At 44.8% G+C, this 12,596-nt stretch carries 12 protein-coding genes; 3 read left to right on the top strand and 9 right to left on the bottom strand.

Annotation, left to right across the window (positions count from 1 at the left end; all coding sequences use genetic code 11):
• Nucleotides 1-202: 202 nt before the first annotated feature.
• The 4 genes from PAENI_RS14835 to PAENI_RS14820 form a co-directional block, all read right to left on the bottom strand.
• Nucleotides 203-1,423 (bottom strand): aminotransferase class I/II-fold pyridoxal phosphate-dependent enzyme, encoded by a 1,221-nt coding sequence (locus PAENI_RS14835; protein WP_042186187.1) that lies wholly within the window; start codon nucleotides 1,421-1,423, stop codon nucleotides 203-205.
• Nucleotides 1,424-1,436: 13 nt separating this feature from the next.
• The gene (locus PAENI_RS14830; RefSeq protein ID WP_042125589.1) at nucleotides 1,437-1,937 is read right to left on the bottom strand and encodes an Lrp/AsnC family transcriptional regulator; all 501 of its coding nucleotides are present in this window, start codon (nucleotides 1,935-1,937) and stop codon (nucleotides 1,437-1,439) included.
• Nucleotides 1,938-2,196: 259 nt separating this feature from the next.
• Nucleotides 2,197-2,586: a spore coat protein gene (locus tag PAENI_RS14825; protein ID WP_149645830.1), complete on the bottom strand. Its 390-nt coding sequence runs from the start codon at nucleotides 2,584-2,586 to the stop codon at nucleotides 2,197-2,199.
• A gap of 31 nt (nucleotides 2,587-2,617) precedes the next feature.
• Nucleotides 2,618-2,851 (bottom strand): hypothetical protein, encoded by a 234-nt coding sequence (locus tag PAENI_RS14820; protein WP_149645829.1) that lies wholly within the window; start codon nucleotides 2,849-2,851, stop codon nucleotides 2,618-2,620.
• A 177-nt stretch (nucleotides 2,852-3,028) separates the two neighbouring features.
• Between PAENI_RS14820 and PAENI_RS14815 the strand changes: the two genes are divergently transcribed.
• Nucleotides 3,029-4,252 carry an NAD(P)/FAD-dependent oxidoreductase gene (locus tag PAENI_RS14815; protein ID WP_149645942.1) on the top strand — a complete coding sequence of 408 codons (1,224 nt, stop codon included), beginning with the start codon at nucleotides 3,029-3,031 and terminating at the stop codon, nucleotides 4,250-4,252.
• A 93-nt stretch (nucleotides 4,253-4,345) separates the two neighbouring features.
• On the opposite strand, the gene PAENI_RS14810 is transcribed toward PAENI_RS14815, so the two are convergent.
• The 3 genes from PAENI_RS14810 to PAENI_RS14800 form a co-directional block, all read right to left on the bottom strand.
• Nucleotides 4,346-4,888 (bottom strand): hypothetical protein, encoded by a 543-nt coding sequence (locus PAENI_RS14810; RefSeq protein WP_052404205.1) that lies wholly within the window; start codon nucleotides 4,886-4,888, stop codon nucleotides 4,346-4,348.
• Nucleotides 4,889-5,101: 213 nt separating this feature from the next.
• Nucleotides 5,102-5,521 carry a DUF350 domain-containing protein gene (locus tag PAENI_RS14805; protein WP_042125581.1) on the bottom strand — a complete coding sequence of 140 codons (420 nt, stop codon included), beginning with the start codon at nucleotides 5,519-5,521 and terminating at the stop codon, nucleotides 5,102-5,104.
• Between the two features lie 31 nt (nucleotides 5,522-5,552).
• Nucleotides 5,553-7,919, bottom strand: coding sequence for an endonuclease MutS2 (locus tag PAENI_RS14800; RefSeq protein WP_149645828.1), 2,367 nt, complete (start codon nucleotides 7,917-7,919; stop codon nucleotides 5,553-5,555).
• 150 nt (nucleotides 7,920-8,069) lie between these two features.
• On the opposite strand from PAENI_RS14800, the gene PAENI_RS14795 reads away from it, so the two are divergent.
• Nucleotides 8,070-8,417: a phage holin family protein gene (locus PAENI_RS14795; protein ID WP_042186173.1), complete on the top strand. Its 348-nt coding sequence runs from the start codon at nucleotides 8,070-8,072 to the stop codon at nucleotides 8,415-8,417.
• A 75-nt stretch (nucleotides 8,418-8,492) separates the two neighbouring features.
• Here the strand turns inward: PAENI_RS14795 and PAENI_RS14790 are convergent, their stop codons facing one another.
• A complete protein-coding gene (locus PAENI_RS14790; RefSeq protein ID WP_076284228.1) occupies nucleotides 8,493-9,554 on the bottom strand; it encodes a GGDEF domain-containing protein in 1,062 nt (353 codons plus the stop codon).
• A gap of 319 nt (nucleotides 9,555-9,873) precedes the next feature.
• On the opposite strand from PAENI_RS14790, the gene PAENI_RS14785 reads away from it, so the two are divergent.
• Nucleotides 9,874-10,224, top strand: coding sequence for a cupredoxin domain-containing protein (locus PAENI_RS14785; RefSeq protein ID WP_262495616.1), 351 nt, complete (start codon nucleotides 9,874-9,876; stop codon nucleotides 10,222-10,224).
• 181 nt (nucleotides 10,225-10,405) lie between these two features.
• On the opposite strand, the gene PAENI_RS14780 is transcribed toward PAENI_RS14785, so the two are convergent.
• Entirely contained in the window at nucleotides 10,406-12,463 is a 2,058-nt protein-coding gene (locus tag PAENI_RS14780; protein WP_149645826.1) for a hypothetical protein, read from the bottom strand.
• Nucleotides 12,464-12,596: the final 133 nt, after the last annotated feature.

The raw sequence follows: 12,596 nt of genomic DNA, 5'->3' as shown, positions 1-12,596 counted from the left end.
ATCGGCACTAAGCACAATCATCCCTCCTAAAAGTATTATTGAGCGCGTGCCACAAAATGTCATTAAAGTAATAAAAGCAACTTCAAAGCAACGCTTAATTCCAGAGTAAAATACGTCCTTGTTAGTTCTATTATAGGGGTTAATTACTCTCAAAGTAAAATAATACCATAGGATTATAGGATAGGCTATAGTCCAATTTTCTCTATTCCATTCTCTCTCGTTCCAGTTGTGTGACAAAAGCACCAATGCGTTCTATAGCTTCATTCAGTTGAGCTACTGATGTAGCATAGGAGCAGCGTAAGTAACCTTCACCACCTAAACCAAAGACACTTCCAGGTACAGCTGCCACCTTATATTCAAGTAATAATCGTTGTGCAAACTGATCAGAAGTCAGTCCCGTTTTGCGCACGCTTGGAAAAGCATAAAATGCACCTTGTGGTTCATGGCACTCCAGTCCCGCATCACGCAAACCCTTAACAATCAGCCTCCGCCGTTGGTTATAAGAATCGACCATTCGATCCTTCTCTTCCATCCCATTGGTCAGTGCCTCAAGTGCAGCCACCTGGCCCATAGAAGGAGCGCACATCACAGTGTACTGGTGAATCTTAAGCATAGCGGAGATCAAATCAGGGTGACCACAAGCATAACCCATTCTCCATCCAGTCATGGCAAAAGCCTTGGAGAAACCGCTGACCAAAATCGTACGGTCCATCATACCTGGCAATGAGGCAAAGCTGACATGATTAATTCCATACGTTAATTCCGCATAGATCTCATCTGAAATTACAATAAGATCATGCTTCTCTACAACCTTGGCGATCGGCTCCCAATCCTCTCGGGTCATAACACTTCCCGTTGGGTTGCTCGGGTAGCACAGAATTAGAACTTTGGAGCGTGGAGTAATCTTCGCTTCCAAACTCTCTGCAGTAAGTTTAAAGTCATTCTCTCCGATGGTTTCGATACCTACAGGAATACCTCCACCAATAGCCGTTATCGGCGAATAAGAAATATAGCAAGGTTCTGGTATGAGGATCTCATCGCCCGGCGTGATCAAAGCGCGCAGAGCCAGATCGATAGCCTCACTTCCGCCGACCGTTGCTATAATTTGATTGGCAGGATCATACTCCACTGCAAAACGGGTGTGCAAATAGTTCGCAATACCCTCCCTTAGCTCAGGCATACCTGCGTTGGATGTATAGCCTGTAAATCCTCTTTCCAGCGAATAGACACAAGCTTCTCTGACATGCCACGGGGTCTTGAAATCAGGTTCCCCGACTCCGAGTGATATGATATCCTTGCTGCCTGCTGCCAGATCAAAAAACTTACGAATACCCGAAGGCTGAATTTGCTGTACCAGCGGGGCCAAATAAGAATTCATTGATTTGCTGTCTTCTCCAGTTAGCTGCGTTTTGTTCGTGATCATATGATTACTTCCTTTATGGAGAGATCATCAGACGGTTGTCTTCCTCATGCTCCTCGAAGATGATCCCATCCTGTTTGTATTTTTTAAGGGTAAAATTCGTTTTAGTTGAGAGTACTGAATCAATTGGAGACAGCTTCTCGGATACAAAATTGGCCACTTCACGTAAGTTTCGGCCTTCCACTTCTACCAGAAGATCGTAAGCACCTGACATCAGATAAACGGATTTCACTTGTGGATACAGGTAGATTCTCTCGGCAATGCCTTCAAATCCGCGACCCCGTTCGGGTGTAATCTGTACCTCAATCAGCGCTGTCACTTTCTCGTCATCGACTTTATCCCAGTTTACAACGGCTGCATACTTAACAATTACATGGTCCTTCTCTAATTGCCCAATCGCCGTCTTTACGTCTTCTTCTTCCTCGCCAAGCAGCGTAGCTAAGAGTGCAGTAGATCTTCTCGCGTCCTCTTTAAGCAGTTCCAGCACTTTCCTCTTTAGTTCGTTCATTTCCTTCATGCCTTCCCTCCGGATAGTTCGCAAATGACGTTGCGCTATTCATGCGTCGCCCCGCGAAAAGAGTTTAATACTAATATGACATGAATTGAGCATCTCTGCAAACAAAATAACCCCATATGATATCCGCATAGAAGACTAGGTTTACTCAGCTAAATGGATTTTTATACAAAAAACGCCCGTTTATACCGGAGCTCTCGGTATAAACGGGCGTCAGCCTTAAGGTTATGTGGCAGGATGCTTCATCCGCTAACCATCTTGGTTACATTAAATGAGACGGTTGATGTTGTCCATTCGAATGAAGGTGGCTGTTCGCATTGTGAGCAATAGATCCAGCTTGTCCGGTTTTTTGCTGAACAAATTGTCCGGCTTTTTGCTGCAATTGCTGTGCAGTTTGGAGTTGCTTGTCCACATCTTGGCGCAATGCTTTTGCAGGTGCAGGATACATATTCAGTTGGGACATCTGCGTATAATGCTCGCCCTGAAGTCGAAGCGTGTTCATGGTCATGTCGTTAAACACCCGACGAACCGCTGGACATGCCGATTCTGTAGCAGCAGTCGCATATTCACGGACCGTCCGCTTCAAATCACACAAAATGGTGTTCATCAAATCCTCATCTGGCATAAATGCTGCTGAATTTTGTGCGTTCATAAAATAACCTCCTTAAAGTTTAATAATACATTTATTGTGGGCTTGTAGGCGCATATTGCTGATGTTGCTGGATTAACTGAGTAAGTGTAGTCATGTGCTGTGTATGGTTCTGCATGTGCTCCATACAAATTCGACGAACTTGCTCATTCTGTGTTGTCGCAGCTGTGGCCACGCATTGCTTGAGGAGCAAATCCTCGTTGGAAATGGAGTCGGCAATATATTCCAATTCTTTTCCGCTTAATGCCTGCATTTGATTTGATTGCATGTGTTGTAGTCCCTCCTTGTAGTTGATCCAAACAGGCTTTAGTATACCTCCAATGCACATCATTTATTTGCCCGAAAGCATTAGAGAGTTATGACAAAAATAAGAACATGCTGCGAATGAGGCGGTAATATGCCGCCCATACTTAATTATGGAACGAATGAAGGAGCGATCAATTTCATGAGACTAAACAGCGGCAACCCCCCTTGGAGAAACACTTTACAAGACCCTCCAACTTATCCATCGCTAGAGGATACCGTTCACTGTGATTGCCTGGTTGTAGGCGCTGGAATGGGTGGAGCAATGGCGTCCTATCGCCTGTCGTTAAGCGGAGCTGAGGCTGTTCTGATCGAAAAAAGACGCGTCGGAAGCGGAAGCTCACATGCCAATACTGGTTTACTTCAGATATCTAACGACAAATCGTTAACCTCATGCATGAACACTTTTGGAGAAAAGAGCGGCTTACTCTTTTATCAGCTATGCCAAGCAGGGGTTAGAAATATTTTAGATCTGCCTGCCAAGCTCGATATCGATCCCCAGATCATTCCTCGCAGCAGTCTTCTATATGCCAGTACACCAGAGGATGTACCTGCTCTGCGAGAAGAATATGAGAATCTCGTTGCTCACGGATTCGATTCTGATTTCTGGGAAGAGGATAAAATTGCTTCGGTGTATTCTTTTTCTAAACCTGCTGCACTTTATTCACGCAGTGATGCAGAAGCGAACCCTTTCCGGACAGTTCACAGCCTGATTGCCAATGCAGCAATGAATGGTGTACACGTTTATGAGCAGACCGAGGCTAAACACTATGAGTTTACTGAAGATGGAGTAATTTGCCACACAGAGAAAGGACGTATTATTGCGAAGAAGGTTATTTTTGCAATGGGTTATGAAACGCAGGAGTTTAAAAAAGACCGAGGCGCTGAGCTGATCAATACGTATGCAGTGATGACCAAACCTCTGAAGGAATTCCCCAAGTGGCATGAGCGGAGCCTCCTCTGGGAAACCGCCCGTCCGTATTTGTATTTTCGGACAACACCGGAGGGACGTATTATTGCAGGAGGAAAAGATGAACCGTTGACGGATCCAGAGCGCCGTGATATCAGAGTGATTTCACAAAGTCAAAGGTTATTGGAAGAGCTGGAAGCTTTATTTCCTGAGATCAAAGGCATTGAGATAGAATACTCCTGGGGTGCTGTATTCGGCTCTACACGTGATGGGCTTCCTTATATCGGCCCTCATCCCAAGTACCCTCATTGTTACTTCATCGAGGGTTATGGGGGCAATGGGACGGTGTACAGCATGATTGCTGCAGAGTTATTAACAGATACGATTGCGGGTAAACATCGGCCGGAGCTTGATCTATTCTCATTGACACGATCAGCCAAACCTTCTCCTTCTTAGAAAACGGACGTGAATAAGCAATATTGAGGTTTTTTTAAAAAAAGCTTAGTCCCCTTATGTTCATTAAGAGGACTAAGCTTTTTATGAGGATGCTTATGCTTTATCGGTACTCAGATTACGTACGAGCTGAATACGGTCTTCCTGCGCTAGACTGTGCTGTACATGGAAACAAGACGGGCACACATACACATTAAGGGAGAATGGAGATGTTAGTACAGGTCCACCTAGTGTAGCCGGTGCAGACGGCTCGAAGCTGCTAACAAGCTGTTTACCAGCAAGGATAGTTAACTCATGGCATTGTGTACATTCCGGAGCTTCTTCCTGAATCGCTAAGATGCCCGATACACGCTCTTCATACTTATTCAAATCATAATCGTCACCGAATTGGTTGAGCGTGTTGTAAATAGGAACTACACTGTCTTTGTCGACGTCTCCCCAAAGATCATCATCATTAATAACCTCTTGTTTAGGTTCTTCTACAACTTCTTCTTCCTCTTCTTCAATGCCGTCTATCCCTACAGTAACTGTACGATATCCGTTAAGTTCATTGTTGCAGTGAGGGCAATTTTCCTCGGGTCCGAATTCCTCGTCCCATACGATTTCGGTATGACACCAAGGGCATACAGTTGTTTCCATCTTAATAATCTCCTTCATACTCCACGTTTAAATTTAGTTCATCATTAAATAAATAATACCGGCTGCTATAAAAGCAATAGCTGACACAAACAGAACTCGGGTAAGAATCTTCATGATATCCTCCTAATACTCCACAAAGTGGAGCTGCTCATTTCAAAGCTTGTCCAGCTTCATCTGGAATCCTTTGTAGGGAGGTGCAAAACTTTCTATTTTTTAAAATATAGCTGCACCGATCACATAAGACAACGAAACCGAGATCAGCATCGCTATTAGCCCAACAGCACGGTTATCTGCAGCGATCTCCTCATCAATAGAGAACACTGGGGTTAGGAATTCAAATAAAAAATAGGCAAGCAGCAGCAGCAAAAAACCGACGACCGACCACTTCATCGTCTCATAAATCGAAACACCTGATTCAATGCTGAAACGCAGTACGTTGCAAATTCCGAAGATTTTGCCACCAGTAGCCATGGCTACTGCCAAGTTCCCCTTGCGAATTTCTTCCCAGCAATTATATTTCGTTACCATTTCAAAAATAGACAGAAATACAACAAGCCCAAGAATTGCTACTGCAAAGTAACCAAGCAAGGCACCTAGCGGATGACCCAGCAAAAGATCAATATCTCCTTGCACACTTTTCCCTTCTTTCTGCCGGGCAATCCCGCTATTGCAGCTCAGCCACGGTTACGCCTGCGCCGCCTTCATTATAATTTCCAAGCCTATAGCTCTTAACATGTCTGTGCTTACGCAAATATTCTTGAATTCCTGTGCGGAGCACACCTGTGCCTTTACCATGAATAATAGAAATTTGGCCCAGATTTCCTAAGAAGGCTTCGTCAATAAAACGATCCGTCTCCATAATCGCTTCTTCCAAATTCGTACCTCGCAAATCCAGTTCTCTACGAATGTTCTCATCACGGGAGCGTTTAACGGTTGTCGCCTGCCGAAGGGGCGTTGGTACAGAGGCTGCTTTCGAAGAGAGCAGTTCCAAATCATCCAGGCTTACCTTCATCTTCATGATCCCAAACTGTACTAAAGCCTCTTTAGAGCCGCTTAATTCCACTACAAAACCTTTTTGGTTTAAGCTATCTACTTTCACTTCGTCACCAGGACCAATCGTCCGCGGAGTCTTAGCAGGCTTACGAGTAGCGGCTTTCTTACGCGGTGAAGGTTCGGCTTCGTCTAGACGTCTCCGTGCTTCAATTAGCTTATGCTCTTTGACTGAAGCGCCTTCTTCCATAGCTAAGCGTCGTAAATCACTGATAATTTCCTCAGCTTCTTTACGCGCTTTCTCCAAGATTGCGCTGGCATCTTTCTCCGCTTTCTCCAGTCGTTTATCTCGCTGACTTTCCAGCTTCTCCAGCTCTTGCTGCTGTCTGCTGCGTAATTCCTCTACTTCGCGGCGGATACTCTCTGCTCGCTCATGTTCCTGTTCCGCTCCAAGACGATTCTCTTCGAGAGAGGCAATCATATGCTCTACACGTAGATCCTCTTCCTTCACTTCGCCGCGTGCATGCTCCAGAATTGCACCTGGCAGACCTAACCGCTCTGCAATTGCAAAGGCGTTGCTTCGTCCAGGAACACCAATCAGCAAACGATAGGTAGGACTGAGACTTTGGACATCGAATTCCATGCTGGCATTGATGACCCCTTTACGCTCATAAGCGTAAGCTTTCAATTCGCTATAATGCGTGGTAGCGACCATACGGCATTCAGTCCGGTGAATATGTTCCAGAATGGCAATCGCCAGCGCGGACCCTTCTGCCGGATCCGTTCCTGCACCCACTTCATCAAGCAGAATAAGACTCTTGGGAGTCATTCTCCGCAGAATGGAAATAATATTCGTCATATGGCTAGAGAATGTACTCAGACTCTGCTCAATGCTTTGTTCATCCCCAATATCTGCATAAATGCCATCAAACACACACATTTGACTGCCTTCTTCTGCAGGGATGAATAACCCAGACATCGACATGAGACTCAACAGTCCAATGGTCTTGAGTGTAACGGTTTTACCACCCGTATTCGGTCCGGTTACAATAATGGAGCTATATTGGTTGCCGAGCTCCACATCCAGAGGAACCACATGCTCCGCGGGAATAAGTGGATGGCGTCCTTTGCGCAGCTTCAAATACCCGCGATCGTTCATACGAGGCTGTGTAGCCTTCATATCTCGGGCAAGACGCGCCTTGGAGAAGATAAAGTCAAGCTCGCCAAGAATATCGATATCATAAGTCATTTCTTCGGCTATATCAGCTACAAGCGCTGTCAACCTATGCAATATGATCTCAATCTCCCGTTCTTCACGCAGCCGTGTTTCACGCAGCTTATTATTCATGGCCACAATGGACTCAGGCTCGATAAATAAAGTGGCTCCTGATCCGGACTGATCATGTACAATGCCACCGAAATGCGCACGATACTCCGCTTTTACAGGAATAACAAACCGATCTCCACGAATGGTTACCAGCTGATCCTGCAGCATTTTAGCAACGGAAGAAGAACGAATCATGGAATCCAGCTTCTCACGAATTCGGGTCTCTCCTCCGCGCAATTCACGGCGAATCGTAGCTAATTCAGAGCTAGCTGTGTCAAGTACATCTGCGTTCTCGTCTATACATAAACGGATAGCATCTTCTACATGTTTTTGCTCCGATAAAACATCGCTGAGTGAAAATAGGAATTCAATTTTTTCCTCCTCATGCATAGCTGCCAGGAATCGTTTGACTCTTCGTGCGCCGCCAATGGTAGTTCCCACTGCCAACAGTTCAGTTGTTCCCAACATTCCACCTATAGAGGCACGTTTTAGTGCTGCTCGAATATCGCTTATCCCGCCGAATGAAGGAATACCCTTCAGACGATCTACATTAGCCGCTTCGTCCGTGGCTTGAAGTAGCTTCTTCACACCTTCAAAATCACCGGACGGTCTTAGTTGCTCCGCAGTCATTCGCCCCATTGAGGTTTGCGTATATTGCATTAATTTATTTAAAATCTTGCGATATTCAAGCGTATGCAAAATTTTGTCGTCCAATTACAGTCACAGCTCCCTTCATAGATGTTTCCATTATACAGAATTCAAGCCAATTTCGCTATTTGGTATCGGTTAAAGCATAAAAACAAGTATTAAGGTCACAATAAGAACTGCACATATCCTTAGCTTGGGCCAAAGGAGGTTAGTACAGTGAATTTCTTGAGTCATGTGGGTCGTTTTATTGTAGCAGCGCTTGTTCTGATGGTCGTTAGTTGGATTGTTCCACAGTTCTCGGTTGGTGGCTTCTGGAGCGCTCTAATCCTTGCACTGGTGATTGCGTTACTCGGCTGGGTTGTCGAAGGAATCTTCGGCAAAAAAGCAACGCCCTTCGGGCGTGGTATCGTCGGTTTCATCGTTAGTGCATTAGTCATCTGGGTCGCTCAATTCGTAGTGAGTGGGGTCAGCGTTTCCATTCTAGGAGCTATCCTGGCGGCGTTGGTCATCGGTATTGTCGATTTATTTTTGCCGGTATCCACGCCGTTTGAGGCAGCAAAGTAACGAAAGCTATTCACAACACAGAACCCCTATTTCCGGTTCTTTTCCGGTAATAAGGGTTCTGTGTTGTTTTTATCCTTATGACACAATCTCCGCTTCATGACTCTCAGCACAATTGACCACTCTGTTCTTACCTTGCTTTTTAGCGGTATAGAGCGCTTTGTCCGTTTTACGAAAAAGAAGCTCTTTCCCATCCCCAAGCTGATAATCACAAATTCCAATGCTGACAGTGATCGGCTTATTTCCAGCCTGCAAATGCTCGATTTGAGCAATATTGATCCGTAATTTTTCTACAGCCTCATAAGACTCTGAAAAACTTTTGTCTGTAAAAATCACAGCGAATTCTTCACCGCCATACCTAGCCGCAAAATCATTTAACTCAATCATACCGCCCACCTTGTCCGCAATTACCTTAAGAACAAGGTCCCCAACCCTATGTCCGTAGGTATCATTAACTTGCTTGAAATTATCTATATCGAAGAGCGCGAGCTGTAGTTGAAGGTTGTTGCTTTCACATTGCTCCAATAATGAATCCAAATATTCATGAAAGGTTTTATGATTATATAGTCCAGTGAGTGCATCTATCTTCAGCAGCTTATCCGAAATAGCCCTCTCCACCATTAGATCTTGGCCTTCCTTCGTTAATCTCTCCAGATTTACACGCGCTTCCCGCGCACGAATAATTACAGCAAGAGCCATCCCTACAAATATTATAAACACACACTCTACTATTAAGAATTCAAGCAGCGGTTTATGTAGGAATGGCCGTTCCAACCCGAAATATACTCCCGCATAAAACACAATACTAAATAGTCCCATTAGATACAGGAGCTTACGATCAAAATAAATAAGAGCGACCATAATCGGCATCATGAGCGTCATCTGAGCACCATCGACAAAAGGCTCTAATACAAAATACATAAGGTAGGACACTAAAAACCCACAACTAACCACCCCATATTTAGGGGATTGTTTACTATAACGAAGCCACAGCTCCGCAGTAATCATAAGGACCACAATTAGTAAATTACAAGCAATAAATAAGTGCCATAGATTCGTGTCCATGGTTGTTTTTATTTGAAGTCGGTCAATATTCGACAAAAACAGCAACTGTGAGAACAATAAAAGAATAACTACCATCCAATAACCTTTTAAGATTCTACGGTGCCAAACCTCCGTATTTAGCGTATCGTTAGTGCTTGAAATATGTATCCCCTACTTTTGTACGTTAATGTAATAGCTTTCATTATAATAAATTTTAGTTATATTTTCATCATTTATTTGCAATTTACGACAAAGTTTGAACAGTCTCCCTTGTTCACGGATTTTTCACATTTAATCAAAGCGCTTACTTAAATTTTAAGTTATGATGTCTACATAATTGTCACATTTTCACTATGCTTGGACTTCTTAGGAGGAGGTTTGGATCATTAAAAAATTTGCAATTCTACTTTCAATTGTGTTCGTTATAGCACTTACAGCCTGTGGAAACAGCAATGATAGTGCTGCTGGCAATGCTAACACATCGGAGCCGGAGATCGAGGCAGAAACAGAACTTATAATTACAGCTACCAATTACAGCTTTGATCAGGAAGAATATCATCTAAAAAAAGGTGTACCCGTCAAAATTATTTTTAAAAATGATAGCGGCAATCACGGTATCCTTATCCCTGAATTCGAACTCCAGCTTAATAGCAAAAAGTCCTCGAAAGTAATTGTTCCAGAGGAAGCCGGCACATTCGAAATGACCTGTTCGATTATGTGTGGATCTGGACATAGCGGCATGAACGCAAAAATCATTGTGGAATAGATGAATCATTAAAAAGCCGATCGTAGGGAATTGCCCTGACGATCGGCTTTTTATTTAAGTGAGAAATATAAGACATGGTGTGAAACTTATTCTTTCGAATAAATTAAACTAAACAAAGAGGGCTGACCTGAAATAGATCTCTCTACACATCAGGTACAGCCCTCTTTCTTGCATCCGACATTCAACTGTCCTGTTCGATCAGTTGAATCCATTCATTATATTCATTCTGAAGCTTGGCATATTCCTCTTGAAGATTATGATGCTCATCCGTCATCTTCTGTAGCTCATTCTGATGCATCTCAAACTGGACCTGTAGCAGACGAAGTTGTCCTTGGGCCAATTCATAGTTCTCGCCGACTTCACCAAGCTGCTGAAGCACCTCACTGCGTTCACGTTCAATAGATTTTTGCTTAGCCTCAGCCTCACCGGCCTCCTGCTGCCAAATATCTATCTCTTCACGCAGCTTCGCTTCCAAATCACTCCACTGCTGCTGTCGCTCGAATAATTCCTCGTACTTTTGCTTCCATGAAGCGCCGTACGCCTCTGCTTCCCTCAGAACATCCTGCTGCTCTGCAACCGTAGCAGCGGCCTCAAGGCTAGCTTCAGACAATTCCTCTAAGCGTCGAGCTGTCTCTTCGCCTTCTTCTTGCAGCAGTTGATATCTTTCCTGTAGACGTTCTCCATCTTGCAGCACTTCATCATATTGAGAGATCAGTTCCTCATAGCGTTCACGAAGTGCAGACAGTTCCTTCTGAACCTGTCCACCTTGTTCACGGAGTGCTGCAGTTTCGTGTTCTGCATCTGTACGAAGCTGAGCTTCCCGATCTAACTGTTGTACTAAACCATCCGCTTGACCACGAAGGATCTCAATCTCCTTTTGAAGCGCCAAAGATTTCTCTTCGGTCTCCAGTAGGTTCATTTCAAGCTCACTAATATCTTCCATCCGTTTATCCGAGAGCTCCTGCCAATTTGCTGCCTCCGCCATAGATCCAGCGAGTTCTTCCTGAACACGGTGCAGATTGTCATTCGTTTCCTGTAGTGACTTCCGCAGCTCTGATGCTTCATTCTGAGACTGCTGATAACGCTGGCGCAATTCTTCCAGATCTTCATTCAACAGCGTGCCTAGCTCAGTAGCAGTACGCAGCTCCTCACTGAGCTGTTCTTCACGTTTAACCACCGCTTCATATTGTCCGAGCAGCGTCTGACGAGCATCTCGTTCACTCTTAAGACTGGCTTCAGCCGAACGGAGTCTAGACTGAAGTTGTCCTGTTCCACCACGAAGCTCAGCCAGCTGTTTCTCGAGCTCTTGAATGTTTTGCTTATGTCTATGTTCCTGAGTACCTTGTGACTGACGAAGTTCCTTATTCTTAGCAAGCTCCCGTTGTAAAGCTTCCCGTTCTTCAGCCAATTCCTTGCTTAGCTTCGTTGTCGTGCTCTCAAGCTCCTTACCCAGTGTCAACTTCGTCTTCTCGAGTTCCTTACCTAATGTTGATTTGGTTTCCTCAAGCTGTTTCTCTAAGGTTGACCTGGTCTCGGTTAACTCAAGCTCCAGGGCAGACAAGGAGTCTGAATTCTCCTTAGTCAGCGTCTCCCGGATGTTCTCCAGCTCTTGCAAATGCGCTGCCTCCTGCTCTTCCAACTGCTGTAGACGGATGGCTTCTGCACTCGCTAGTTCCTCTCGATGATTCTCACGCATAGCAGACTGTTCAGCCTCATAACTTGCCCGCAGTTCCTGCAACTCCAGCTCACGCGCAAGCAGCTCCTCTTCCAGCTTCTCTCGTGCGGCTTCAGCCGCTTGGGTTGCCTCTTGCAGCTGGTTAGCATGTACTTTACGCTCATTCTCCTGAATTTCCAGATGACGCTTGCGCTCTTCTTCAACCGCAGCAATCAGTCGTGTAGCTTCTTCTTTTGCCGCCGCTTCAAGGCGTTCATATTCTTCTTGTCGCTCCCGCTGAACCTCCAGCAGGCGAGATACTTCCAATCGCAGTTCACTGCGTTCACCTGTCATCATGTTGAGTTCATTTTTAAAATCCTGAACCTGAATAGCCTGCTCCGCCATATGTACTGCTGCAAGCACCGCTATGCGCGGCGTATCCAGTCTGTTGTGTGATTTAGAAATCGTGCGCATATGTTCGTCAACATAACGGGCCACTTGTTTCATATATTCAGTGCTGCTTCCGACGAGTTTATAGGAAGTTCCGTATATCTCCACGGCGACACGTGTCCGGTCCATAGCCACAGTTGTGCCCTCCTTTGTATGTGTGCGGATTCTAAGTTAGTCTTACTGTTTCTATTGTAGCTTTTTTCTTAAGCATTTGGCAAAATCCCTTGTAATCAATAGATTCTCGCTGATATCCTCCGCATTTCACTCT

Origin of the sequence: Paenibacillus sp. B2(2019), from assembly GCF_008370385.1 — a bacterium.
Taxonomy (GTDB): Bacteria; Bacillota; Bacilli; order Paenibacillales; family Paenibacillaceae; genus Paenibacillus_AQ.
The sequence above is the reverse complement of the archived record's forward strand: the minus strand, read 5'-3'. Positions and strand labels throughout refer to the sequence as shown.

What these genes read in the sequence shown, in the direction of transcription:
- PAENI_RS14835 (WP_042186187.1), bottom strand. Translation starts at nt 1,423, where the DNA reads ATGATCACGAACAAAACGCAGCTAACTGGAGAAGACAGCAAATCAATG.
- PAENI_RS14830 (WP_042125589.1), bottom strand. Translation starts at nt 1,937, where the DNA reads ATGAAGGAAATGAACGAACTAAAGAGGAAAGTGCTGGAACTGCTTAAA.
- PAENI_RS14825 (WP_149645830.1), bottom strand. Translation starts at nt 2,586, where the DNA reads ATGAACGCACAAAATTCAGCAGCATTTATGCCAGATGAGGATTTGATG.
- PAENI_RS14820 (WP_149645829.1), bottom strand. Translation starts at nt 2,851, where the DNA reads ATGCAATCAAATCAAATGCAGGCATTAAGCGGAAAAGAATTGGAATAT.
- PAENI_RS14815 (WP_149645942.1), top strand. Translation starts at nt 3,029, where the DNA reads ATGAGACTAAACAGCGGCAACCCCCCTTGGAGAAACACTTTACAAGAC.
- PAENI_RS14810 (WP_052404205.1), bottom strand. Translation starts at nt 4,888, where the DNA reads ATGGAAACAACTGTATGCCCTTGGTGTCATACCGAAATCGTATGGGAC.
- PAENI_RS14790 (WP_076284228.1), bottom strand. Translation starts at nt 9,554, where the DNA reads ATGGTAGTTATTCTTTTATTGTTCTCACAGTTGCTGTTTTTGTCGAAT.